This is a genomic window from Enterobacter asburiae (genome assembly GCF_001521715.1).
Classification (GTDB): Bacteria; Pseudomonadota; Gammaproteobacteria; order Enterobacterales; family Enterobacteriaceae; genus Enterobacter; species Enterobacter asburiae.
The window spans coordinates 3705344-3729681 of the sequence record NZ_CP011863.1 but is presented as its reverse complement, the minus strand read 5'-3'; the positions used below and the strand labels follow the sequence as shown (position 1 = coordinate 3729681).

Genomic DNA, 24338 nt, shown 5'->3' with positions numbered 1-24338 from the left:
CCCTTTTTCGCCCTTATCATTTTTGGTGGTAGCGACGAAAAAATGGTCTAAAACGTGATCAATTTAACACCTTGCCGGTTGACCGTAAAGAAAGATGCGCTACATACAAGTGTAGCACCGTTCTGTACGTGTAAATTCCTGAATACGGCTATGGCTGACGAATACGCCGCCTTGTCCCTCTCACGCTTCATCAACCGTAAAACTGCCATCCCAGAGTCAACAATGTTAGGATGGTTAGCGATTGATAATGACGGTAACAAGCATGTTAGACAATGTTTTGAGAATTGCCACACGCCAAAGCCCTCTCGCGCTCTGGCAGGCACATTATGTGAAGCAGCGCCTTGAAGCCTGCCACAGTGGATTGCGCGTCGAGCTGGTGCCGATGGTCACGCGCGGTGACGTGATCCTCGATACGCCCCTGGCGAAAGTGGGCGGCAAAGGCCTGTTTGTCAAAGAGCTGGAACTGGCATTGCTTGAGAACCGCGCCGATATCGCCGTACATTCAATGAAAGACGTGCCCGTCGAGTTCCCGGAAGGGCTGGGGCTGGTGACCATCTGCGAGCGCGAAGATCCGCGCGATGCGTTTGTCTCTAACCACTATGACTCGCTCGACGCGCTGCCGAAGGGTAGCGTGGTTGGCACGTCCAGTTTACGCCGTCAGTGTCAGCTGGCAGAGCGCCGTCCTGACCTGATCATTCGCTCGCTGCGCGGTAACGTCGGCACGCGCCTGGGCAAGCTGGATAACGGCGATTACGATGCCATTATCCTCGCCGTTGCCGGCCTTAAGCGTCTGGGGCTGGAGTCGCGCATTCGCGTGGCGTTGCCGCCAGAGCTGTCGCTCCCGGCCGTGGGCCAGGGTGCCGTCGGCATCGAGTGCCGTCTGGACGATGCGCGTACCCGCGAACTGCTCGCACCGCTGAACCATGACGAGACCGCTATCCGCGTAAAAGCCGAGCGTGCGATGAATACCCGCCTCGAAGGGGGATGCCAGGTACCGATTGGCAGCTATGCTGAATTAACAGAAGGTGAACTGTGGCTGCGCGCGCTGGTGGGCGCTCCGGACGGTTCGCAGATGGTACGCGGCGAACGTCGCGGTAAAGCGCAAGATGCCGAGCAGCTTGGCGTGTCGCTGGCGGAAGAACTGCTGGATAACGGCGCCCGCGAGATTCTGGCTGACGTTTATAATGGAGAGCCCCCTGCATGAGTATTCTCGTCACCCGCCCTTCTCCCGCAGGAGAGCAGTTAGTGAGCCGTCTGCGCGCACTGGGGCAGGTGGCCTGGAGTTTTCCGCTCATTGAATTCTCCCCCGGTCGGGAGCTCTCTGCGCTCGCCGACCAGATGAATACCCTTCAGGAAGGCGACCTGCTGTTTGCGCTGTCGCAACATGCCGTGGAATTTGCCCACGCGCAGCTGCAACAGCAGGGTTTGGCCTGGCCAACCGCCCCCCGCTATTTCGCGATTGGCCGCACAACGGCACTGGCGCTGCATACCGTAAGCAGCGCGGACGTTCGTTACCCGTTAGATCGGGAAATCAGCGAAGTCTTGCTACAATTACCTGAATTACAAACTATTGCCGGAAAGCGTGCGCTCATTTTGCGCGGTAATGGTGGCCGCGAACTGTTGGGCGAAACGCTGCGTGAACGTGGTGCAGACGTAACGTTCATTGAGTGCTATCAGCGCTGTGCAAAACACTACGATGGCGCGGAAGAGGCGATGCGCTGGCACGCGCGCGGCATTAATACGCTGGTGGTCACCAGCGGTGAAATGTTACAACAGCTTTGGTCGCTGATACCGCTCTGGTATCGCGAAAACTGGTTACTCCGCTGTCGGCTTTTAGTCGTCAGTGAGCGTCTGGCGAACCAGGCCCGGGAACTGGGCTGGCAGGATATTCGGATCGCTGATAACGCCGACAACGATGCGCTGCTGCGCGCATTACAATAACTCTCAAATGGGAAGCCATAATGACGGAACACGACAAATCCTCCGCCGTGGTTGAAGAGACCAGGGAGACTGTGGAGACGACGCCACAGCCAGAGACGACAGAGAAAACCGCTGAGAAGAAAAACGGCAGCAACAAAACGAGCCTCGCGCTGAGCGCGATTGCCATTGCCATTGCGCTGGCAGCAGGGGTTGGCCTGTACGGTCTGGTGAAGCAACAGGGTGCTAATCAAACGTCCACCAGCGACGCGCTGGTGAATCAGCTCACCGCCCTGCAAAAAGCGCAGGAGACGCAGAAAACCGAGCTGGAAGCGGTGATTAAGCAGCAGGCCGCCGCGCTTGCCGAGGCGAACAGCAAACAGGAAGAGCTGACCAAACAGCTGGGCGACGTGCAGCAGAAAGTCGCCACGATTTCCGGTACCGATGCCAAAACCTGGCTGCTCTCGCAGGCTGACTTCCTGGTGAAGCTCGCCGGACGTAAGCTCTGGAGCGATCAGGACGTCACCACTGCCGCCGCGCTGCTGAAAAGCGCCGACGCGAGCCTGGCAGACATGAACGACCCGAGCCTTATCACGGCCCGTCGCGCGATCACCGAGGACATCGCCAGCCTCTCCGCCGTCTCGCAGGTGGATTACGACGGCATTATCCTTAAGGTGAACCAGCTGTCGAATCAGATTGATAACCTGCAGCTGGCGGATAACAACGACGACGACTCCCCGATGGATTCCGACGGTACCGAGCTTTCCAGCTCCCTGAGCGAATGGCGCATAAACCTGCAGAAAAGCTGGCAGAACTTTATGGACAGCTTCATCACTATCCGCCGTCGCGACGAAACCGCCGTGCCGCTGCTGGCGCCGAACCAGGATATCTATCTGCGCGAGAACATCCGTTCCCGCCTGCTGGTAGCGGCTCAGGCCGTGCCGCGTCATCAGGAAGAGATCTATAAACAGGCGCTGGATAACGTTTCAACGTGGGTACGCGCCTACTACAACACCGATGATGCGACGACCACCGCCTTCCTCGAAGACATTGATAAGCTGAGCCAGCAGAACATCACCATGAACGTGCCGGATAAGCTGGCCAGCCAGCCGATTCTGGAGAAACTGATGCAGACGCGCGTACGTAACCTGCTGGCGCAACCGGGCGTGCCGGCAGAGCCGTCGGGCGAAGCGGCTCCGGCTCCAGCGCCTGAAAGCGCACCACAAGGAGAGTAATGATGCTTAAAGTCCTCTTACTCTTCATCCTGCTGATCGCCGGGATCGTGCTGGGACCTATGCTTGCGGGTCATCAGGGTTACGTCCTGATCCAGACCGATAACTACAACATTGAAACCAGCGTAACCGGCCTGACGATCATTCTGATCCTCGGCGTGGTGGTGCTGTTTGCGATCGAGTGGATCCTGCGCCGCATTTTCCGCACCGGTGCCCACACGCGCGGCTGGTTCGTTGGCCGCAAGCGCCGCCGCGCCCGTAAGCAGACCGAACAGGCGCTGCTTAAGCTTGCCGAGGGTGACTATCAGCAGGTTGAAAAGCTGATGTCGAAAAACGCCGATCATGCCGAACAGCCGGTGGTTAATTATCTGCTCGCTGCCGAAGCGGCGCAGCAGCGCGGTGACGAAGCCCGCGCCAATCAGCATCTGGAGCGGGCGGCAGAGCTGGCTCATGGCGACCCGATTCCGGTAGAAATCACGCGCGTTCGCCTGCAGCTGGCGCGCAATGAAAATCACGCGGCGCGTCACGGTATCGATCGCCTGCTGGAAGTTGCGCCACGTCATCCGGAAGTGCTGCGTCTTGCCGAGCAGGCGTATATTCGTACCGGCGCCTGGGGTTCACTGCTGGACATCATTCCGTCAATGGCGAAGGCCGAGGTGGGTGACGATGAACATCGTGATGAGCTTCAGCGTCTGGCATGGATTGGCCTGATGGATCAGGCGCGCGCCGACCTGGGCAGCGACGGTCTGAAAACGTGGTGGAAGAATCAGAGCCGTAAGACGCGTCAGCAGGTTCCTCTGCAGGTCGCCATGGCGGAACATCTTATTGAATGTGACGATCATGACACGGCTCAGGAGATCCTCCTCGACGGCCTGAAGCGCCAGTATGACGATCGTCTGGTGATGGTGATCCCGCGCCTGAAAACCAATAATCCTGAGCAAATCGAAAAAGTGCTGCGTCATCAGATTAAAACCGTCGGTGACCGCCCGCTGCTGTGGAGCACGCTTGGTCAGTCGCTGATGAAGCACGGAGAATGGCAGGAGGCGAGCCTCTCCTTCCGCGCGGCGCTGAAACAGCGTCCGGACGCGTTTGACTACGCGTGGCTTGCCGATACGCTGGACAAGCAGCATAAGCCGGAAGAGGCAGCCGCCATGCGTCGTGATGGGTTGCTGCTAACGCTGCAAAATAACGGTACGCAGCAGTAAATAAAAAGGAGGCCAGCGGGTCTCCTTTTTTTATCGCCTTTCTCCTGCTACATTCTTTGCACCCACATCCGCAAACGAATCCGCCAATGTAACGATGTCTTTTCATTAACCTTTTTTCACACACGCGCACATTTTGCAGCGTGGACTAAATCGTTTTTGAAAGGAAATCTCAATGAACTCGCTTTTGTATGCGCTTATCCAGGCGCTGCGCTGCCACCGCTGGCTGCGCCTGCTTGCCTGCGCTTTTATCTTTTCTTCGCTGGGGAATGGTCTAACCCAGGTTGTGGTCTTCGGTTTGCTCTTAGCATGGTCAGCCCCGCCCGCTCTGCTGACTCTCGCTTTTCTTTTCGCTACGGTACCCGGATTCATCGGCAGCACGATCGGTGAAAAGCTGTGCTCACGCTGTTCTCCGATCTCCCTGCTGATACTGACCGAGGGACTAGGCTTGCTCGCCCTGCTCTTTCCCCTGCTTGGCGTGGGTTACCACAGCGTTGCCGCATTGCTCGCCGTGCAATCCACCGAAGCGCTGCTCAGCGGGATGAGTTGGCCCGCGCTGACATTGCTCTTTAAGCGCGGATTTAGCGAAGCAGAGCTGCCTGCTGCGACCTGTCTGGAAAATGTGATTTTTGCTTCTCAGGTGTTGTTAGGGACCGGCCTCGGCGTGGTGCTGTTTCAGAAGACATCCGTGTTTACCCTGCTGGCCATTGATGCCTTGAGCTTTTTCGGGTCACTGTTACTGCTATGGATGGCTGGACGCCGGTTTTCTCCGGCACCAGGCCCCACTACTATGGAAAAGGGGGGTTCTGCAACATTACGCTGGCAGGCGTTGACCGTTCGGCAGAAACGCAGCCTGCTCATCCTGCCGGCGCTGGCCGCCGTCGGATCACCGGCCATGGCGCTTCTTCCTGCACTGGCCCAGCAGCTCCGTCCTCAGGATGCGGCGGGCCTTGCTTTGCCCCTGCTTTTCGCGAGGAGTCTGGGGCAGCTTTGTGGCCCCCTGCTGCTAAAAAAAGAGAGCCTGATGCGCTTTGCGGCCCACACGCCGCGAATAATCGTTTGTCTGAGCATCTTTCTGGCCGCTTATGGCATGCTGCCGTTTTTGTCCGGGTGGACGGTATGTGCGCTGGGGATGATCTTTATCGCGCATCTGGCCTCGAATGTTCTCTTCGCAGCGGGCACGTTTGGCGTACTCAGTAGTTTTCCTCTCACGCAAACCGCTTCTGCCAGCGGTAAAGCCTGGCGCTGGCAAACGCTCAGCGCCTCTCTTTTCACCGGCATTGCAGCGGCGGTGGCTTCAGGGTTTGGCTCAGTACAGGCGCTATATGCTGTCTCTGCATCGGCCCTGCTGATGGTTGCCCTGATCATGCGCTTGTATCGGGAATAAGGCATAAAAAAACGCCTGCTATAAAAGCAGGCGTTAAAACAGGTCTGTAAGACAACATATTTGGTGCTTCACTCAACGTTGTGTCCATGGTGTCTGATGAGGCCGAAGCGACATCTGTCAGTGGACGATAAGCACCGTAAATGGCTCTGCGTCATTCCTGAGTTTATGAGGCACTAAGGCGAACATAAGAGATGGAATGAGCATCTACACGCATATTATTGCACGTAACGTGCCAACATAACACCCAGAACTTTTACATGACGCAACATTTTAAGATAAAAGGAAATTATGCTGCTAAGCGCCGCCTTAAGCGCTACAACGTAGCGGGAAAAGGCGGGAATATGTCGCCAGGAGGAGACGGCAAAACCCATAAATGGTTTTTTATATGACTTTCAATGAGTTGCATGTCGCTGGATTGCGACAATGAAAAAGGACGTGGTTGGGGAATAACGACAGGGATGAAGAATCGCAGAAAACAAAAAACCCCGCCGAAGCGGGGTTCAAAATTGGTCGGCGAGAGAGGATTCGAACCTCCGACCCACTGGTCCCAAACCAGTTGCGCTACCAAGCTGCGCTACTCGCCGATGTACTGCTTTTTTGAATTTTTAGTTCAATTCATTTAAAAAGTCGTGGTGCGAGGGGGGGGACTCGAACCCCCACATCCAAAGGACACTAACACCTGAAGCTAGCGCGTCTACCAATTCCGCCACCTTCGCAATTCACAACTCTTTCAAATAATGGGGTGGCTAATGGGATTCGAACCCACGACAACTGGAATCACAATCCAGGGCTCTACCAACTGAGCTATAGCCACCACTGTATTCTTTCACGCGGTACTGACTACTTCTCAGACCACCGCAGCTCTAGCGCCGGGACTAAAATGGCGCGCCCGACAGGATTCGAACCTGAGACCTCTGCCTCCGGAGGGCAGCGCTCTATCCAGCTGAGCTACGGGCGCTTAGCGCCGTTGCGGGGCTGGATATTACGTACCTCCGTCCCCGCTGTCTAGTGCTTTTTTGAAAAAAATGCGCGTTTGGTTATGGTTTGCACATTTTGCCGCTTATTCCTCCACTTTCTGCGTGGTGCCGCGGCGACCCAGGCCAAAAAGCTTATATGCGGCCGTCACAGCCGCCAGGAAGATCATCCCGACAAACAGCGACATGCGGGTATCTTCATTAAAGTACATGCCGATTAATACGCAAATCAGGAACGCCATCGTCAAATAGTTCGCATAGGGGAACAGAATTGAGCGGAACGGATGACTTTCGATCGCTTTTTTATGCGCATGGCGGAAACGCAGCTGGCTGATGAGGATAACAAACCACGGCACCATGCCCGGCAGCACACTGGCGCTATAAACGTAAACGAACACGCGTTGCGGATTCGGGATGATGTAGTTCAGACACGAACCAATCAGCAGGATCGCAATGGAGACCGCCACACCCGCCACCGGTACGCCGGCACGTGAGACTTTACTCATCGCCGCAGGCAGCTGGTTATTCTTCGAAAGCGCATAGAGCATACGCCCGCAGCTGTACATCCCACTGTTACAGCCTGACAGTGCTGCCGTCAGGACCACAAAGTTGATGATGCCCGCCGCCGCCGTGATACCAATTTTGGCGAAGGTTAATACAAACGGGCTACCCGTCGTGCCAATTTCGTTCCACGGGAAGATGGTCACGATGACGAAGATCGCGCCCACATAGAAAATCAGGATACGCCACAGCACTTTACCCACCGCGCTACGCAGCGTGACCTGCGGGTTTTTCGCTTCACCGGCGGTAATACCGATCAGCTCCACGCCCTGATACGAGGCCACAACGATACACAGCGCCGTCAGGAAGCCCTTCCAGCCGCCGGCAAAGAAGCCGCCGTTTTCGGTCAGGTTGCCAAAGCCGATAGCGTGTCCACCGTTGCCAAAGCCGAAGAAAATCACGCCCAGGCCAACGACAATCATCACAATAATCGTGGTGACTTTGATCATTGCGAACCAGAACTCAATTTCACCGTAAAGGCGCACGGCTGCCAGGTTTGCCAGCGCCACCAGCCCCACGGCAATGAGCGCGGGTATCCACTGGACCATGTCCGGGAACCAAAACTGGACGTAGACCCCTATCGCGGTGATCTCTGAGATGCCCACCGCCATCCACATAAACCAGTATGACCAGGCCGTCAGGTAGCCGAAGAAGGGGCTCATATAGCGATGCGCGTAAACGGCGAAAGAGCCGGTTACCGGCTCCAGGAAGAGCATTTCGCCCATGGAACGCATAATGAAGAAAACAAACAGCCCGGCGATAATATACGCCAGTAATACGGAAGGGCCTGCCCATTTGAGCGTGCTTGCGGAGCCCATAAACAGGCCCACGCCGATAGTGCCGCCCAGCGCTATCAGTTCAATATGACGAGCTTCCAGCCCACGCTGTAGCTCCGGTTGTTTCTCTGCCATAGATCCTCGATTGTGTTTGCTGTTTCCCGGCTTAATACCGGGTATTGTTTTTTAGGGGTACTAAAATACGGAGCGAATGGTTTCCTAAAATCTGCCAAATGGCAAACGATGCATTAAAAAAATGAATGCATTGCACAGATTATCAGCAGTTTTGCAGGCGAGTTGCAGCGCGAATAGCATATCGCGCTACATTTTGATTACATTTTCCCGGTGTAATGCCAGGCGAGGTAGCGAAGCAGACGGATCTGTCGTTTAATGCGCGTCGGTTGTGATAACAGGCGGTACAGCCACTCCAGCCCCAGATTTTGCCAGATCTTTGGCGCACGCTTAACGTGGCCGGTAAAGACGTCGTACGTGCCGCCGACGCCCATGTAGAGGGCATCAGGACAGACCAGACGGCAGTCACGCATCAGGATCTCCTGGCGCGGGGAGCCCATCGCCACGGTGACAATTTTCGCCCCGCTGTCACGAACGCGCTCAAACAGAGCCTGTCGATCTTCCGGTTTGAAGTAACCATCCTGGCTGCCGACGATATTAACATTCCATTGACGACGCAGTTTCTCCTCCGTCTGGGCCAGTATCTCCGGCTTACCGCCAATCAGGAACACGGGCGTGCCCTGCGCACCTGCGCGGGCCATAAGCTGCTCCCAGAGATCGGCCCCCGCCACGCGGGAAACATTAGCGTCAGGATACTTTTTACGGATAGAGCGGACCACGCTGATCCCGTCCGCGTATTTAAATTCAGCCGCTTCAATCAGGCTTTTGACTTCCGCATTATCCTCAACCGCCAGCATTTTTTCCGCGTTGATGGCCACCAGCGTACCGGATTTCATCTGGCCATCGGCGAACAGAAAGTCCAGCGCGTGCTGCATGTCGCGCCAGCCAATTAGCTGCAGGCCACGTAGCGCGTAGCGCGGTGCAGAAATTTTATCAGTCATTACTATCCTTACTCAGACTTGCGACAGCGTTGTGCTGCCCTGCCGCTCGCGCTTGTGCACGAGTCCTGCGCTGTCAAACAGCCAGTACAACAGTTTGGCCAGCAACAGGCAGAGGCCGAAAACGACCATGAAGAACACCACGCGCGAAACGAACGAGTCCAGCCCTTCGCGCGCCAGAACGATCATATTGAAAATGGCACCAAAGCAGAAACTGTGCAAAATGGCGGCTTTATAGCGGTTGGTCTCTTCGTTGCCACGCACGTAAAGCCAGTCGAACCACTTGATAATCAGCCCCACGGCAACCGCCCCGGGGAGAATGAACCACGCCCCTCCCATCACCACCAGGGAACCAATCAGCGTTGGCGAGATTGCCAGACCGGAATGGTTGTTCAGCACTTCCCAGGTAAAGTAATTTGCCGTGTTAAGCACCACGCCAGGCCGGTCCGGCCATAGCCAGGAAGGGATAAAGACGTAGAAGTCGCGAACAATCGGTGCCAGCCCCTGGAAATCAATCTTGTCGTAGTTTTGCAGCAGCAATGCCAGGTTTTCCCACGGCGAGAAGGTATCGCGCGTCAGGTAGAGAAACGTGTAAAACGCCTCATCGCCCGCCACGTTCATCCCGTAGCGTTTCAGCGCCAGCCAGAACATCCCGACAATGCCAAACACGCCTGCTGCAACCAGCATCCACAGCGAGATCCAGCCGCGGATGATGCCGATAAACAGGAAGATGGCGAAGGCGATGATAATGTTCGCGCGCGTACCGCCCACAATCATGTAGGTCAGAATGCCAAACGCGACGGTGCTGACCAGAAAGAACAGCCACGCTTTGCTGTCCTGGCGCAGGAAAAAGACCACCAGCATCGCCGGAATGAAGAAGTAGAAGAAACGCTTAAGCGCCACGCCCGAGACTTCGGCCGAAAAAATCTGGCTGTAGGAGTGGAGCTTAAACAGCAGAAAGCCGTTATGCATGAAGAAGATACCGACGCTGACCAGGGCGATGGTCATCAGCATCACCCACGTCAGGTGGGTTTCCACCCGATTCATGGTAAAAAGCGGCCGGCGCGGGGCAGCAGCCTGCGCTGAACGCAGACGCGTTTTATAGGTGACGTAGTAGACGGCATAGAAGCAGGTTGCCGCCAGAAGCGCCTGGAGCAGGATTTCCGGCGGCGCGACGCTCACGTCAAAACGGAAGACCAGAATACTGGTCAGCGGGAAGCCGAAAAAGAAGGTCAGCAGAAACAGTAACGAGAAGAAAACGTTAAAGTTGAAACGCACCCGGCGGAATTCAAACCAGGTAAGCGTGGCAATAAACAGGGTGCTCAGAAGCCAGACAACCAGTAAGCCGCTGAATTGCAACTGACTCATGCTTTGTCTCCTGAAGCGATACGCAGCGCGCGGTGCCACGGCGTGAGGTAATTCGGGCTGAAAAAATCGATGCTATTCTTATCCACCAGCGTGAGCTGGCGTTGGGCTTCCCGTACCACCTCGACATTCAGCGTGTCAGAGGTAAACAGCACCGGAATATGCTGCTCGGCCATGTCCTGCCAGAACGGGTTGTCGCGGTTGAGCACGCACGGTACACCCGCCTGAATCAGCAGACATAGCGTGCCGATTCCCTGCTGTCGGGCGAAGATGAAATAGCCGAGATCGCATTTTCTCAGCAGCGCAAGATACTCATCAAATTCCAGCTTATCGCTGAGGATGTGCAGATTTTCTGCACTAAACAGCGCAAGCCCTTGTTGGCGAACGTCAGCAATATAGGCGTCGTTGTTGGCGGGATAGCCCATCGGCACCACCACGTTCACCGTATCGCCAAACTGCTGATGCACCGCCCTGAGCGCCGCGACGTGTTCGTTACTGCGATCGCCGGAATTCCCCACCAGGATCGTCAGCTTGCCTTCACGCACCGCGTCATTCGCCATGGCGTTCAGCGCCGGATCCATGCGGGTTGGGAAATAGAGTAGTTCTCCGCGCACGTTCGGGTGCTGTTTAGCAAAATAGTTGAGATCGCCACGGGTGGCAAACACACAGCCGACGCGCCCCTGCGCCATACGCCGCAGCGGATAGAAAAGACGGAATTTCCAGCCGCGGGAGACTTCGTAGAGATCGGCTCCCCAGATATGCCAGCTGCACTGGGAGGGTGTAATCCCCCCGCTGAGCAGTGCCAGCCATAGGCCGGTATTGAACTGCCCGTGGAAAAAGAAACGTTGCTTACGATCCGCTTTGGCTTTGGCAACAACCGCCTTCGCCAGCGCGGCCTTATCCGGCCAGAAGCGAATCGTCAGCGCCGGAAACGCCTCGCTCAGGCCCTTATCCTGACCTGCAACCATAAACTCACGCGCATCAGGGTTACCCGATGCCAGCTCGTCGTTGAAGAACCGCAAAACGGTCTGGTTATGGTGTGGGATATCCGATCCCAGGATGTGAATCAGTGCAGTCATGCGCGTTTACGCCACAATAAAAATACGCCGCAACAGGCGGCGAAATAAACGATATAGGTTGCCATGTAGGCCTGAGCCGCCCCCAGCGCACCGTGCGCGGGTATCAGCCAGTGTGAAAATGCTGTCAGTAACGCAAACTGGCTAATTTCCGCCAGGATATACAGCCGCAGGGACGCTTTTGCAATCACCAGATAGCCAAAAACGTAAGCACCCACTTTCAGCACATCACCCACCAGCTGCCAGGCAAAGAGATCGCGCATGGCGGTGAACTTCGCCGAGAACAGCAGCCAGATGGCAACATCGCGCAGTAACCAGACGGTAAAGCTGGCCGCTGCGACGGCCGGCAGCACAAAGCGCAGCGATCGGAAAATCTCACGGGTAATATCCTGTCTGGACGTCAGACGCGATAAGGTTGGCAGCAGGTAAACGCTAAAGGAAGCCGTAATAAACTGGAGATAGGCGTCGGAAATACTGCTTACGCCCTGCCAGATCCCCACCTCATCCCAGCTATAATGCGCCGCCAGCAGGTTTCGCATCATCACGTAGGCCACCGGCAGCGTGACGGAGGTGATGAGCGCCATCAGGGTAAATTTACCCAGCTGGCTGGCAAGCATCGTGTCCCATTGCGGTTTCAGGTAGCTCAAAGGGATGACGCCCCGACGCATCAGCATCAATGCCGCAGGCACAACAACCAGGGCCGGGACCAGCGCAAGCCCAAGCAGTGCGCCTTCATAGCCGCCAAGGCGATAGCAGAAGTAATAGGCAATCACGCCGATGACGCTGCCCAGGATTAAGGCAAGCGCGTTCCCGGCGGCATCACGAAAACCTTTCATCAGCGCCAGCAGCAGGTTTGCCCAGGCAATGCCCATCTGAACCAACGCGACCAGACGCACCAGCCCCTGATAATGGGTGTGCCCGAACAATCCCTGGCTGATGGGCGCCGCCGCCAGCAGAAAGACAACCGCCATCAGGGTCGAAAAACCCGTGACCATCGCCGAAGAGGTGCCCACCACCCTGCGCAGCTGAGCCGCATCATCGTGATACTGCGCAACGTATTTGGTCACGCCGTTGAAGATACCGGCACCGGCCAGCACCCCAAGGACGGTAACGAGCTGGCGGAAATTACCCGCCAGCCCCACGCCAGAGGGGCCAAATGAGACGGCCAGCAGCTTGACGACCAGCAGCCCGGCGCCAATTTTTACAAGCGTGGACGCGGCGGTCCACACCGATGCTTTTGCCAGAGACATATCAGCCGAAATAACTCAGAAGGGTATTAATCACCGTACGCTGGTTAACAGGCGCGAGGTTGTAGAACAGTGGCAGGCGAAGCAAACGCTCACTTTCTTTCGTGGTGTAACGATCTTCACCCGCGAACGTGCCAAACGCTTCGCCGGCCGGGCTGGAGTGCAGCGGGATGTAGTGGAACACCGCCATAATCTCGGCCTCTTTCAGCCAGGCGATGAGCTCGCTGCGGTCGTCGTTATCGCGCAGCTTGATGTAGAACATATGCGCATTGTGGACGCAATCCGCCGGGATGGTCGGCAGCTCAATACGCCCGGCTTTGGCCAGCGGCTCAAGCGCATCGTAATACGTTTGCCACAGGGAAAGACGCTGAAGGTTGATACGTTCAGCCGCTTCCAGCTGCGCCCACAGGTATGCCGCCTGCAGATCCGCCATCAGATAGCTGGAACCGATGTCGCGCCAGGTGTATTTATCTACCTGACCCCGGAAGAACTGGCTGCGGTTGGTGCCTTTTTCACGGATCACTTCCGCACGCTCCACGAGAGCCCGGTCGTTAATCAGCGTCGCGCCACCTTCTCCGCCCGCCGTGTAGTTTTTGGTTTCGTGGAAGCTAAAGCAGCCAATGTGGCCAATAGTGCCCAGCGCGCGTCCTTTGTAGGTGGACATCACGCCCTGCGCGGCATCTTCCACCACGAACAGATTATGTTTTTGGGCGATGGCCATGATGGTGTCCATTTCACAGGCCACGCCCGCGTAGTGAACCGGCACGATCGCGCGCGTTTTGTCGGTGATCGCCGCTTCAATCAGCGTCTCATCAATGTTCATGGTATCCGGGCGGATATCCACAAAGACGATTTTCGCTCCGCGCAGGACAAAGGCGTTCGCGGTGGAAACGAAGGTATAGCTCGGCATAATCACTTCATCACCGGGCTGGATATCCAGCAACAGTGCCGCCATTTCCAGCGATGCCGTGCAGGACGGGGTCAGCAGCACTTTGGCGCTGCGAAAACGCTGTTCCATCCACTGCTGACAGCGACGGGTAAAACCGCCGTCACCACAGAGTTTGCCGCTGCCCATGGCAGACTGCATATAGTCAAGTTCAGTTCCGACAACGGGTGGTGCGTTAAATGGAATCATCTTGTCACCTGTATAACCAGTAGGCGGTGGCGTCGATGTTGGCACCACTCGCAATATAACGTTTAAGCGCGGCGGTGTTGCCCAGTTGGGTCGCGACCCGCAGCGTCACAAGCTGTTGCTGCTGCGCCCAGTGCAGCGCCGCCTGCATGAGTTTCTCACCCATGCCGCGCCCGGCTAATAAGCCAATACGCGCCTCGCGCTCGTTGAGCTTACGCAGCGAGACGAACCCCTGGATTTGACCGTCCCCAGCACGGAAAACCAGGCAGACGTGGTCAAAGGTGCCTTTGACCGCATTCTCTATCCACTGGGCATAGAAACGTCCGCTATCGTCAGGTGCATACCAGGGCGCACGAAAGCGGCTCTGTGCAAATGCCTGGGCCGCCATCTGACGCAGCACGGGGATGTCCTGTTCGTTTGCAATTTCCGCGCCGGACGCATCGTGCCGGGTAAGGGTAATGGAAAGGTCTACCTCACCTTCAACCAGCTGAAAGCCGTGCTGCTGGAGCGCGTCAAGCAGATCGGCGCGCTCCGCCGGGATCTTAGCCTGCACCCGTTGCCAGGCGATAAAATCTGATTCAGCCAGCACCGGCGCATCATCGCGCAGACGTACGATGGCCGACGGCAGGCCGAAAAAGGCACTCTCCCACTGCAGGGACTCAAGCACCCCATTCAGGCTGTTCAACGCCAGACACCTTTGGTATCCACAATATACTGCTGACGAACAGCATCGCCGGACGTCGCTTTAAACTCTTTATGATCTACCAGCAGCACCAGCACGTCCGCCGTCGCCAGCGCGTCGTCCAGCGCCGTCAGCGTGCAGTGTCCCGCCAGTTTTGCCGGTAATTCATGGATATTCGGCTCAACCACCAGCGTTTCACCCTTGTGCCATTCGGCAATCATCTCGGCAATTTCCATCGCCGGGCTTTCACGCAGATCGTCAATATTGGGTTTAAATGCCAGACCAAAGCAGGCAATTTTCAGCTCGCTGGCGCGCTTGCCGCTCTCTGCCAGGCAATCCGCTACCGTCGCTTTAACCTGGTTGAGCACCCAGTGAGGCTTGCTGTCATTCACTTCACGCGCGGTGCGAATCAGACGCGCCTGCGCCGGATTCTGCGCCACGATAAACCACGGATCGACGGCGATACAGTGTCCGCCCACGCCCGGGCCTGGCTGGAGAATGTTCACGCGAGGATGGCGATTTGCCAGGCTAATCAACTCCCAGACGTTAATCCCCTGGTCGGCGCAGATCAGCGACAGTTCGTTCGCAAAGGCGATATTGACGTCGCGGAAGCTGTTCTCCGTCAGCTTGCACATCTCGGCGGTGCGGGAGTTGGTCACCACGCACTCGCCTTCCAGGAAAATCTTGTACAGCGCGCTGGCACGTTCGGAACAGACGGGCGTCATACCGCCAATGACGCGGTCGTTTTTAATCAGTTCGACCATCACCTGGCCCGGCAGCACGCGCTCCGGACAGTAGGCGATGTTGATATCCGCCTGCTCACCCGCCTGCTGCGGGAAACGTAAATCAGGACGCGCCTCGGCCAGCCACTGTGCCATCTGCTCGGTAGCGCCGACCGGAGAGGTCGATTCCAGGATCACCAGCGCCCCTTTCTTCAGCACGGGCGCTATGGATTTTGCCGCCGCCTCGACGAATGCCATGTCGGGCTCGTGGTCACCTTTAAACGGGGTAGGGACGGCAATCAGGTAGGCATCCGCTTCAACTGGGCTCGTGCTTGCACGCAGGAAGCCCCCTCCACCGCCTCTTTCACCACGCGGTCAAGATCGGGCTCCACAATATGAATCTCGCCACGGTTAATGGTTTCTACCGCCCGTGCGTTGATATCCACACCAACAACCTGTTTCTGACGAGAGGCAAACGCGGCCGCAGTAGGCAAGCCAATGTAGCCAAGACCAATGACAGAGATGGTAGTAAAACTCATAGCGATACCCGATTGTGTTTAAGTGCATGCAAGATACGGCCACAAGCCTGCCCGTCTCCATACGGATTATGGGCACGGCTCATCGCCTGATACGCTTCATCGTCATGCAGCAGGCGCGTGACCTCTTCGACGATGAGCTGCGCGTTGGTGCCGACCAGACGCACCGTACCGGCTTTGACGGCTTCCGGACGTTCGGTCGTTTCACGCATCACCAGCACCGGTTTGCCGAGGGATGGCGCTTCTTCCTGAATGCCGCCGGAATCGGTGAGGATCAGCCAGGCGTGGTTCATCAGCCAGACAAACGGCATGTAGTCCTGAGGTTCAATCAGAAGGACATTTTCGACATGGCCCAGGATCCGGTTAACCGGCTCGCTGACGTTAGGGTTAAGGTGTACTGGATAGACAATTTGCACATCGTCATTCTGCGCGGCGATTTCAGCCAGCGCGTGACAGATTTGCTCAAAACCCCGGCCAAAGCTCTCGCGACGGTGGCCAGTGACCAGAATGGTTTTTTTGCCGTTGTGAAGGAACGGATAGCGTGCAGCGAGCTCTTTCTGAAGATCGCTGTTTGCCAGGACGCGGTCACGTACCCAAATTAACGCGTCAATGACCGTATTGCCGGTCACAAAGATTTTGTTATCGGCGATATTTTCACGCAGCAGGTTCTGACGAGAGTTTTCCGTTGGCGCAAAGTGGTACATCGCCAGATGACCCGTTAACGTGCGGTTGGCCTCCTCCGGCCACGGCGAATAAAGATTGCCGGTACGCAGACCCGCCTCAACATGCCCCACGGGAATTCGCTGGTAAAACGCGGCCAGGCTTGTCGCCACGGTTGTGGTGGTGTCACCGTGTACCAGCACGACGTCGGGCTTAAATGACTCCAGGATCGGCTTGAGATCTTGCAGTATGCGGCAGGTTATTTCGGTCAAGCCTTGCCCCGGTTTCATAATATTAAGGTCGTAATCCGGGGCGATGGAAAAGAGCGTTAAAACCTGGTCGAGCATTTCACGGTGCTGTGCCGTGACGCAGACTTTCGCTTCAATATCAGGATCGCTGGCCAGCGCATGAACCAGAGGCGCCATCTTAATGGCCTCCGGCCTGGTGCCAAATACGGTAAGTACTTTCACATCGATTCTCTTCGATTAGGCGATGAAGGCCATAGCCTTCATCGTAAACGGCGTTCTTAGTTTTTGCGGCGACGCGCTAACGCCACGCCAGCGCCCGTCAGTGCGCCCACAATCCCCCACATGATCATCAGGAATGCGCGGCGCGGACTGTCGCGTTTTACAGGTTCTTCAGGTGTTCGCAAATAACGATAGGTCTGAAAACGCGGGTCCAGGGATGGGCCGACATTAAGCGTATTGAGCATCGCGCGATTTTGATCGTAATCGAGGTCAAAATCAGGCCCGACGGCCTTCAGGTTTTCCAGACGCGCCTGCAGCATGGGGCGGCCAAGAAGGAACATTTCTGAATCAGGCAGCTCATCGGCCGGCACGTCCGTCTCAGTACGGGAAATATTGTGCTGTTCCGCAATTTTCAGCGCCTGCTCAATGTTATGCACGCGGCGACCGAAAATGGTATTCGCCACCTCTTCCTGACGTTTCACCTGGGCTTTCATCTGGATTGTACGAGCCGCCCAGGCACCTTTAAGCTCTTCGTTAAGATGGCTTGCGGCACGCTGGCTGGCAAACGCGACATACTGACGCAACAGGTTGTTGGCATCCGGCGCGGTTTCTGCAATCAGCTTGACGCTGTCATTCACGCTACGCAGCGCGTCGCCCGGCATAAACTGAATATTGTTAATCAGATCGTCCAGCAGGGCGGCATCGGCTTTTGTATTATCAACCCGGCGCTGCTTATAGTAATCCGTCTGGGACCAGAAATCGCGGCGGGTATCCCACGAGGCCAGCTGCATCACAAACTCTTTATAGGCTTCATCCATAACGGAAGCCTGGTCTGGCGTAGCAAGACTGGCTTTGATGTCCAGGTTACGCAGGAATTGCTGCTGGGAATAGTATCCCCCGAGCATGTTAACCGTTGGCTTGTCTGTGATTGCCGTGGCGCTCCACTCTTGCTTTGCAAAGAACGTATAGGCCAGCGCTAACAGGGCAAACCCCAGCGCGATCCCCGCAATCCAAAGTTTGCCTGCCCATAACACGCGAAACAAACCCCGAATATCCAGCTCATTCTCTGTTACCACTGATTTCGCTCCCGCCAACGGTTGAGTCATCATAGTCCCGGTTTTACTTAGTTAATGTTGTATGTTTGCCACTGTTACGACGCATCCTGCGCTTAATACGTTTAATGAAGCGTGCTACCTTCCATGCACGCTTGATGCAGTAGCCGTAGAGAGAAAAAGCTAGCAAGAACAATACCAACATAGCCCATTCAGGCACAAAATGTGTATATTCCGCCGTCACGCCAATCCCCGCTAGAATAGCAGCCGCCAGCGTAATAAGCACAAATGCTTGCCGGGAAGTGAATCCGGCTCGCATGATCAAATGATGAATGTGCTGACGGTCAGCAGAGAAAGGACTCATCCCTTTACGCAGGCGGCGATACATAATCGCAACCATGTCCATTAACGGGATAGCGATAATCCATAATGCCGTTACTGGGCTAATGGGGTGTACATCACCCTGAGTGGTTTCCAGCAAGATCCAAATGATAGTAAAGCCGATAAGTGTGCTACCCGCATCACCCATGAATACTTTATAACGCCGGCCCAATGCGCCGAGATTCAACAGGATATAAGGCAGGATGGCCGCAATCATGGCAAAACACCACATAGCAAGGCTATATTGCCCATCGAACCATAAAATGAAACCAATTGCGGCAAATGAGACGCAGGACAAGCCTCCCAATAAACCATCGATACCGTCAACCATGTTGAACGCGTTAATTGCCACCCACACGGCAAAAAGTGTCAGGAAATAACCGAACGGACCGAGTTCCATCTCCCAGGAGCCAAAAATATAGCCCAGGCTACTCAAGTGCAGCTTAGCGAACACCATCATAGCGATAGCTACAGCAGCCTGAACGAAGGCGCGGATTTTAACGCTAATATCATAACGGTCGTCAAGAGCGCCAACCACCACAAGCACTGTCGCACAGGTCAGGTACAGTCTGGCATGTGGAATATAGTAATCCGCGATGGCAAACGTGAAGCAGATCCCCGCGAAAACAGAGATACCGCCGACCAAAGGAATCATACCTTGATGACGCTTACGGAAGTTGGGTTTATCCACTAACCCCAGATATTTCGCCACCTTACGTGCCAGAAACAAAAAGCAGGTGGTAAACAAGAAAATACTGGTTAGTTCAGTAAACGTATCAAGTAGGTTCACAATGGATGTTCTCAACAAATGTTAGTCAAGGAAGTATAACCATCAAGGCGCTGAGCCTGAAGTTATAAAGCAAACCTCTTACAATTCCATTTGTTTATTATTCAAGCTATTAATGTTTTTACTGTGCGAATTATCTTATTGTCGCACTGACCAGTCAAAATTGGGAGTTGGTGGTACTAGCGTATAGTCCATAAAAGGAAAACGCCACGTAAAAACGTGGCGTTCGCTGGCTTTATTTGCGTTACGAGCGTTTCATCATGTCGAAGAAATCGTCGTTGGTTTTGGTCATCGCCAGTTTATTAATGAGGAACTCCATCGCGTCAATTTCACCCATTGGATGGATGATTTTGCGCAGGATCCACATTTTCTGCAGCTCTTCCTGCGTGGTGAGCAGCTCTTCTTTACGGGTACCGGAACGATTGTAGTCGATAGCCGGGAAGACGCGTTTTTCAGCGATTTTACGAGAAAGGTGCAGTTCCATGTTACCTGTACCTTTAAATTCTTCGTAAATCACTTCGTCCATTTTTGAACCGGTATCGATCAGCGCCGTCGCGATGATGGTCAGGCTTCCGCCCTCTTCCACGTTACGTGCGGCACCGAAGAAGCGTTTCGGACGATGCAGGGCGTTAGCATCCACACCACCGGTCAGCACTTTACCGGACGCTGGAACCACGGTGTTGTAGGCACGCGCCAGACGGGTGATGGAGTCGAGCAGGATGATCACGTCTTTCTTGTGCTCAACCAGGCGTTTCGCCTTCTCGATAACCATTTCCGCAACCTGAACGTGGCGAGATGCTGGCTCGTCGAAGGTAGAAGCAACCACTTCACCTTTAACCAGACGCTGCATCTCGGTCACTTCTTCCGGACGTTCGTCAATCAGCAGCACCATCAGCACGCAGTCTGGGTGATTATAGGCAATGCTCTGCGCGATGTTCTGCAGCAGCATGGTTTTACCCGCTTTTGGCGGTGCCACAATCAGACCACGCTGGCCGCGACCAATTGGTGATGCCAGATCCAGAACACGCGCGGTTAAGTCTTCAGTAGAACCGTTACCACGCTCCATGCGCAGGCGAGAGTTCGCGTGCAGCGGCGTTAAGTTCTCGAAGAGGATCTTATTACGCGAGTTTTCCGGTTTGTCGAAGTTAACTTCATTGACTTTCAACAGCGCAAAGTAGCGTTCACCCTCTTTAGGAGGACGAATCTTACCTGAAATGGTGTCACCAGTGCGGAGGTTGAAACGGCGGATTTGGCTGGGGGATACGTAGATGTCGTCAGGGCCGGCGAGGTAGGAGCTGTCTGCAGAGCGGAGGAAACCAAATCCGTCTTGCAATATCTCCAGCACACCGTCGCCAAAGATATCTTCGCCACTCTTAGCGTGCTGCTTCAGGATGGCGAAAATGATGTCCTGCTTGCGCATACGAGCCTGGTTTTCCAGCCCCATATTTTCGCCGAGAGTGATCAGCTCAGAAACCGGCGTATTCTTTAATTCGGTAAGATTCATAATGGTGTGGGTTCTTAAACTCGGGGTGATTCTCGAACTTAATGTTGTGAATGGTATGGCAGGGTCATCCATGCCTGTTTAGCGGCCATCAACTCATGTCTGTTCGCTGTCTGGTCACAGGGAAAGAACGCAGAACTGAAACGACAAGACGGATTGAGTGACAAGCCCGGAATTTAGCCACTTCACGCACTGTTCATGTTAACAACGGGAAGTATCGGGTAAAACAAGATTCAAACAACAAGATATGTTTAAAACGAAGTCATAGCTAACTTAGCACGACTTCAGCCGGGCGTCCAGAGTTCCACATCATTTAGCCGGGAGCTCTGAACGCACAGCGGAGAAACCTTACGCCAGGTTAGCGTCCAGGAACTCTTTCAGTTGACCTTTGGACAGCGCGCCCACTTTGGTCGCTGCCACTTCGCCGTTTTTGAACAGCAGAAGGGTTGGGATGCCACGGATACCGTATTTTGGTGCGGTGCCCGGGTTCTGGTCGATGTTCAGCTTGGCAACGGTCAGTTTGCCCTGATATTCGTCGGCGATCTCATCCAGAATCGGGGCGATCATTTTGCAAGGACCACACCATTCAGCCCAGAAATCGACGAGGATCAGCCCGTCAGCCTTAAGTACGTCCGTGTCAAAACTGTCGTCAGTCAGGTGAATAATTTTATCGCTCATATATAACTCCACAGGAATAAGCCTGGTACGTTGGTTTTGTCTCCACCAACGACGTGTTGATGTCGCATTAACCAACTAAAGGTTGACTTTATTTCACCGGATACGCTTTCGTAAAGCAATAGTAAGCTGATATTCTACCACACTATGAGCAAAACACATTTAACAGAACAGAAGTTTTCCGACTTCGCGCTGCACCCGAAGGTGATTGAAGCCCTTGAAAATAAAGGGTTTCATAACTGCACGCCCATTCAGGCCCTCGCGCTGCCGCTGACGCTGGCCGGTCGCGATGTTGCCGGGCAGGCGCAAACCGGTACCGGCAAAACGATGGCGTTTTTAACGTCAACGTTTCATTATTTACTTTCTCACCCAGCGATTGCAGACCGCAAAGTTAACCAGCCGCGCGCGCTAATTATGGCCCCGACGCGAGAACTTGCGGTACAGATCCACGCAGACGCTGAACCCCTGGCGCATTCTACCGGACTGAAGCTTGGCCTGGCCTATGGCGGCGACGGCTACGATAAACAGCTGAAAGTACTGGAAAGCGGTGTGGATATCCTGATCGGTACCACCGGCCGTCTTATCGATTACGCCAAACAGAACCACATTAACCTCGGCGCAATCCAGGTTGTGGTGCTCGATGAAGCTGACCGCATGTACGATCTGGGCTTCATTAAAGACATTCGTTGGCTGTTCCGCCGCATGCCGCCGGCCAATCAGCGTCTGAACATGTTGTTCTCCGCTACCCTTTCTTATCGCGTACGCGAGCTGGCGTTCGAACAGATGAACAACGCCGAATATGTTGAAGTGGAACCGGAGCAGAAAACGGGTCACCGCATTAAAGAAGAGCTCTTCTATCCTTCCAATGAAGAGAAAATGCGTCTGCTGCAAACGCTGATTGAAGAAGAGTGGCCAGATCGCGCCATTATCTTTGCGAACACCAAACACCGTTGTGAAGACATCTGGGGCCATCTGGCTGCAGACGGTCACCGTGTTGGTCTGCTGACCGGCGACGTGGCGCAGAAAAAACGCCTGCGTATTCTGGAAGAGTTTACCCGTGGCGATCTTGATATTCTGGTCGCAACCGACGTAGCGGCTCGTGGTCTGCACATTCCGGCCGTGACGCACGTCTTTAACTACGATCTGCCAGACGACTGCGAAGACTACGTACACCGTATCGGTCGTACCGGTCGTGCGGGCGCAAGCGGTCACTCGATTAGCCTTGCGTGTGAAGAGTATGCGCTGAATCTCCCGGCCATTGAGACGTATATCGGTCACTCTATTCCGCAGAGCAAATACAATCCGGAAGCGCTGTTAAGTGAACTGCCGCCGCCTAAGCGTCTAACCCGCCCACGCTCCGGCAATGGTCCGCGTCGTTCAGGCGGCGCACCGCGTAATCGTCGTCGTTCAGGTTAAGAAAATATGCTCAGCTCCACCTCGCTTTATGCGGCAATTGATCTCGGTTCGAATAGTTTTCATATGCTGGTTGTGCGCGAGGTGGCGGGAAGCATACAAACGCTGACGCGCATCAAGCGCAAGGTCCGCCTCGCGGCGGGCCTGAGCAGCGATAATCACCTCTCACCTGAGGCCATGGAACGTGGCTGGCAGTGTCTGCGGCTCTTTGCCGAGCGTCTGCAGGATATCCCGCATGCCCAAATCACCGTGGTCGCCACTGCGACACTCCGCCTGGCGGTTAACGCCGTGGATTTCATTGCCAGAGCGCAGGAAATTCTGGGTTGTCCGGTACAGGTTATCAGCGGTGAAGAAGAAGCTCGCCTGATTTACCAGGGCGTTGCGCACACCACGGGAGGTGACGATCGCCGTCTGGTGGTGGATATTGGCGGTGCCAGTACCGAGCTTGTGACCGGCACCGGCGCGCAGGCAACGTCGCTGTTCAGCCTGTCGATGGGCTGCGTGACCTGGCTTGAGCGCTACTTTACCGATCGGAACCTGGGCAAAGAGAACTTCGACGAGGCAGAAAACGCCGCGCGCGAGGTGTTACGCCCGGTGATGGACGAGCTGCGCTATCACGGCTGGAAAGTCTGCGTGGGTGCCTCGGGTACCGTGCAAGCTCTGCAGGAAATCATGATGGCACAGGGAATGGACGAGCGGATTACGCTTGCCAAGCTTCAGCAGCTGAAACAGCGCGCTATTCAGTGCGGGCGCCTGGAAGAGCTGGAAATTGAAGGCCTGACGCTGGAACGCGCGCTGGTCTTCCCGAGCGGGCTGGCTATTCTTATCGCCATTTTCACCGAGCTGAACATCCAGTGTATGACCCTGGCCGGCGGCGCGCTGCGCGAAGGTCTGGTCTATGGGATGTTGCATCTGTCGGTCGATCAGGACATCCGCAGCCGTACCCTGCGCAACGTTCAGCGTCGTTTTCTGGTTGATATCGATCAGGCAGGACGCGTATCGCAGCTGGCGTCACGCTTCGCCGATCGGGTTGCTAACGTCTGGGATCTTGATCATCTGAGCCGGGATTTACTGCTGAGCGCCTGCGCGCTCCATGAAGTCGGACTGAGCATTGATTTTAAGCAGGCACCGGCTCACGCAGCGTATCTGGTACGCAACCTTGATTTACCGGGCTATACACCCGCGCAGAAAAAATTGCTGGCAACGCTGCTGCTGAACCAGACCAATGCCGTCGATCTCTCCTCTTTGCATCAGCAAAACGCCGTCCCGCCGCGCGTGGCCGAGCATATGTGCCGCCTGCTGCGTCTGGCGATCCTGTTTGCCAGCCGCCGCCGCGATGATTTGCTGCCCGCCATTAATCTGGTGGCCGATGACGAGAAGCTTTCGCTGACGCTGCCGGAGAACTGGATTGATCGTCACCCGTTAGGGGCAGAAATGATCGAGCAGGAATGCCAGTGGCAGAGCTATGTGCACTGGGTGCTTGAGGTAAAGTAATACACTAAACATTGCCGGGTGGCGGCTTC

At 55.4% G+C, this 24338-nt stretch carries 19 protein-coding genes, 4 tRNA genes and 1 pseudogene; 7 read left to right on the top strand and 17 right to left on the bottom strand.

The features are described from left to right. Nucleotides 1–262: 262 nt before the first annotated feature. The 5 genes from hemC (at nt 263) to ACJ69_RS17985 (ending at nt 5738) form a co-directional block, all read left to right on the top strand. Nucleotides 263–1204: a hydroxymethylbilane synthase gene (gene hemC, locus ACJ69_RS18005; RefSeq protein ID WP_059347446.1), complete on the top strand. Its 942-nt coding sequence runs from the start codon at nt 263–265 to the stop codon at nt 1202–1204. After that, nucleotides 1201–1941 carry a uroporphyrinogen-III synthase gene (hemD, locus tag ACJ69_RS18000; protein WP_047647002.1) on the top strand — a complete coding sequence of 247 codons (741 nt, stop codon included), beginning with the start codon at nt 1201–1203 and terminating at the stop codon, nt 1939–1941. The genes hemC and hemD overlap by 4 nt, the downstream gene beginning before the upstream one ends. A gap of 20 nt (nt 1942–1961) precedes the next feature. Next, complete coding sequence (gene hemX, locus ACJ69_RS17995; RefSeq protein ID WP_054829708.1) at nt 1962–3152, top strand: uroporphyrinogen-III C-methyltransferase; 1191 nt, start codon at nt 1962–1964, stop codon at nt 3150–3152. A gap of 2 nt (nt 3153–3154) precedes the next feature. After that, the gene (hemY, locus tag ACJ69_RS17990) at nt 3155–4354 is read left to right on the top strand and encodes a protoheme IX biogenesis protein HemY (protein WP_054829707.1); all 1200 of its coding nucleotides are present in this window, start codon (nt 3155–3157) and stop codon (nt 4352–4354) included. Nucleotides 4355–4526: 172 nt separating this feature from the next. Further along, nucleotides 4527–5738 (top strand): MFS transporter, encoded by a 1212-nt coding sequence (locus ACJ69_RS17985; RefSeq protein ID WP_059347445.1) that lies wholly within the window; start codon nt 4527–4529, stop codon nt 5736–5738. Between the two features lie 507 nt (nt 5739–6245). Here ACJ69_RS17985 and ACJ69_RS17980 read toward each other — a convergent pair. The 17 genes and pseudogenes from ACJ69_RS17980 to trxA form a co-directional block, all read right to left on the bottom strand. Continuing rightward, nucleotides 6246–6322 (bottom strand) — tRNA-Pro (locus ACJ69_RS17980). A gap of 46 nt (nt 6323–6368) precedes the next feature. Beyond that, nucleotides 6369–6454, bottom strand: a tRNA-Leu gene (locus ACJ69_RS17975). A 22-nt stretch (nt 6455–6476) separates the two neighbouring features. Continuing rightward, nucleotides 6477–6552, bottom strand: a tRNA-His gene (locus ACJ69_RS17970). A 67-nt stretch (nt 6553–6619) separates the two neighbouring features. After that, a tRNA-Arg gene (locus ACJ69_RS17965) sits at nt 6620–6696 on the bottom strand. 102 nt (nt 6697–6798) lie between these two features. Next, complete coding sequence (gene thrP / locus ACJ69_RS17960; RefSeq protein WP_047646996.1) at nt 6799–8184, bottom strand: bifunctional threonine/serine APC transporter ThrP; 1386 nt, start codon at nt 8182–8184, stop codon at nt 6799–6801. Nucleotides 8185–8381: 197 nt separating this feature from the next. Then, nucleotides 8382–9122, bottom strand: a complete 741-nt coding sequence (gene wecG / locus ACJ69_RS17955) for a lipopolysaccharide N-acetylmannosaminouronosyltransferase (protein WP_059347443.1) — start codon at nt 9120–9122, stop codon at nt 8382–8384. 12 nt (nt 9123–9134) lie between these two features. After that, nucleotides 9135–10487 carry an ECA oligosaccharide polymerase gene (gene wzyE / locus ACJ69_RS17950; protein ID WP_059347442.1) on the bottom strand — a complete coding sequence of 451 codons (1353 nt, stop codon included), beginning with the start codon at nt 10485–10487 and terminating at the stop codon, nt 9135–9137. Beyond that, nucleotides 10484–11563, bottom strand: coding sequence for a TDP-N-acetylfucosamine:lipid II N-acetylfucosaminyltransferase (locus tag ACJ69_RS17945; protein ID WP_059347440.1), 1080 nt, complete (start codon nt 11561–11563; stop codon nt 10484–10486). Before ACJ69_RS17945 ends, wzyE begins: the two co-directional genes overlap by 4 nt. Continuing rightward, nucleotides 11560–12810, bottom strand: coding sequence for a lipid III flippase WzxE (gene wzxE, locus ACJ69_RS17940; protein ID WP_059347439.1), 1251 nt, complete (start codon nt 12808–12810; stop codon nt 11560–11562). The genes ACJ69_RS17945 and wzxE overlap by 4 nt, the downstream gene beginning before the upstream one ends. A gap of 1 nt (nt 12811) precedes the next feature. Then, nucleotides 12812–13942 carry a dTDP-4-amino-4,6-dideoxygalactose transaminase gene (gene rffA, locus ACJ69_RS17935; RefSeq protein WP_059347437.1) on the bottom strand — a complete coding sequence of 377 codons (1131 nt, stop codon included), beginning with the start codon at nt 13940–13942 and terminating at the stop codon, nt 12812–12814. 4 nt (nt 13943–13946) lie between these two features. Beyond that, nucleotides 13947–14624: a dTDP-4-amino-4,6-dideoxy-D-galactose acyltransferase gene (rffC, locus tag ACJ69_RS17930; protein WP_054829706.1), complete on the bottom strand. Its 678-nt coding sequence runs from the start codon at nt 14622–14624 to the stop codon at nt 13947–13949. Further along, a pseudogene (gene wecC / locus ACJ69_RS17925) lies at nt 14621–15882 on the bottom strand (UDP-N-acetyl-D-mannosamine dehydrogenase). The gene rffC and the pseudogene wecC overlap by 4 nt, the downstream one beginning before the upstream one ends. Next, nucleotides 15879–17009 (bottom strand): non-hydrolyzing UDP-N-acetylglucosamine 2-epimerase, encoded by a 1131-nt coding sequence (gene wecB, locus ACJ69_RS17920; RefSeq protein WP_029739565.1) that lies wholly within the window; start codon nt 17007–17009, stop codon nt 15879–15881. The pseudogene wecC and the gene wecB overlap by 4 nt, the downstream one beginning before the upstream one ends. A 56-nt stretch (nt 17010–17065) precedes the next feature. Beyond that, nucleotides 17066–18112 (bottom strand): ECA polysaccharide chain length modulation protein, encoded by a 1047-nt coding sequence (gene wzzE / locus ACJ69_RS17915; protein ID WP_029739566.1) that lies wholly within the window; start codon nt 18110–18112, stop codon nt 17066–17068. 13 nt (nt 18113–18125) lie between these two features. Then, nucleotides 18126–19229, bottom strand: a complete 1104-nt coding sequence (wecA, locus tag ACJ69_RS17910; RefSeq protein ID WP_029739567.1) for a UDP-N-acetylglucosamine--undecaprenyl-phosphate N-acetylglucosaminephosphotransferase — start codon at nt 19227–19229, stop codon at nt 18126–18128. Between the two features lie 241 nt (nt 19230–19470). Further along, nucleotides 19471–20730 (bottom strand): transcription termination factor Rho, encoded by a 1260-nt coding sequence (rho, locus tag ACJ69_RS17905; RefSeq protein ID WP_008501566.1) that lies wholly within the window; start codon nt 20728–20730, stop codon nt 19471–19473. A gap of 345 nt (nt 20731–21075) precedes the next feature. Next, nucleotides 21076–21405 (bottom strand): thioredoxin TrxA, encoded by a 330-nt coding sequence (gene trxA / locus ACJ69_RS17900; RefSeq protein ID WP_006179218.1) that lies wholly within the window; start codon nt 21403–21405, stop codon nt 21076–21078. A 144-nt stretch (nt 21406–21549) separates the two neighbouring features. On the opposite strand from trxA, the gene rhlB reads away from it, so the two are divergent. Together rhlB and gppA are read left to right on the top strand one after the other, a co-directional pair. Then, entirely contained in the window at nt 21550–22818 is a 1269-nt protein-coding gene (rhlB, locus tag ACJ69_RS17895; RefSeq protein WP_059347435.1) for an ATP-dependent RNA helicase RhlB, read from the top strand. Between the two features lie 6 nt (nt 22819–22824). Then, nucleotides 22825–24309 carry a guanosine-5'-triphosphate,3'-diphosphate diphosphatase gene (gene gppA / locus ACJ69_RS17890; protein ID WP_047646987.1) on the top strand — a complete coding sequence of 495 codons (1485 nt, stop codon included), beginning with the start codon at nt 22825–22827 and terminating at the stop codon, nt 24307–24309. Nucleotides 24310–24338 lie beyond the last annotated feature (29 nt).

Bases quoted from the DNA above. Each gene is read 5' to 3' on its own strand.
- hemY (WP_054829707.1), top strand. From the start codon at position 3,155: ATGCTTAAAGTCCTCTTACTCTTCATCCTGCTGATCGCCGGGATCGTG.
- wzyE (WP_059347442.1), bottom strand. From the start codon at position 10,487: ATGAGTCAGTTGCAATTCAGCGGCTTACTGGTTGTCTGGCTTCTGAGC.
- wecG (WP_059347443.1), bottom strand. From the start codon at position 9,122: ATGACTGATAAAATTTCTGCACCGCGCTACGCGCTACGTGGCCTGCAG.
- hemX (WP_054829708.1), top strand. From the start codon at position 1,962: ATGACGGAACACGACAAATCCTCCGCCGTGGTTGAAGAGACCAGGGAG.
- ACJ69_RS17985 (WP_059347445.1), top strand. From the start codon at position 4,527: ATGAACTCGCTTTTGTATGCGCTTATCCAGGCGCTGCGCTGCCACCGC.
- rffA (WP_059347437.1), bottom strand. From the start codon at position 13,942: ATGATTCCATTTAACGCACCACCCGTTGTCGGAACTGAACTTGACTAT.
- thrP (WP_047646996.1), bottom strand. From the start codon at position 8,184: ATGGCAGAGAAACAACCGGAGCTACAGCGTGGGCTGGAAGCTCGTCAT.
- hemD (WP_047647002.1), top strand. From the start codon at position 1,201: ATGAGTATTCTCGTCACCCGCCCTTCTCCCGCAGGAGAGCAGTTAGTG.
- wzzE (WP_029739566.1), bottom strand. From the start codon at position 18,112: ATGACTCAACCGTTGGCGGGAGCGAAATCAGTGGTAACAGAGAATGAG.
- rhlB (WP_059347435.1), top strand. From the start codon at position 21,550: ATGAGCAAAACACATTTAACAGAACAGAAGTTTTCCGACTTCGCGCTG.
- gppA (WP_047646987.1), top strand. From the start codon at position 22,825: ATGCTCAGCTCCACCTCGCTTTATGCGGCAATTGATCTCGGTTCGAAT.
- hemC (WP_059347446.1), top strand. From the start codon at position 263: ATGTTAGACAATGTTTTGAGAATTGCCACACGCCAAAGCCCTCTCGCG.
- trxA (WP_006179218.1), bottom strand. From the start codon at position 21,405: ATGAGCGATAAAATTATTCACCTGACTGACGACAGTTTTGACACGGAC.
- ACJ69_RS17945 (WP_059347440.1), bottom strand. From the start codon at position 11,563: ATGACTGCACTGATTCACATCCTGGGATCGGATATCCCACACCATAAC.
- rho (WP_008501566.1), bottom strand. From the start codon at position 20,730: ATGAATCTTACCGAATTAAAGAATACGCCGGTTTCTGAGCTGATCACT.
- wzxE (WP_059347439.1), bottom strand. From the start codon at position 12,810: ATGTCTCTGGCAAAAGCATCGGTGTGGACCGCCGCGTCCACGCTTGTA.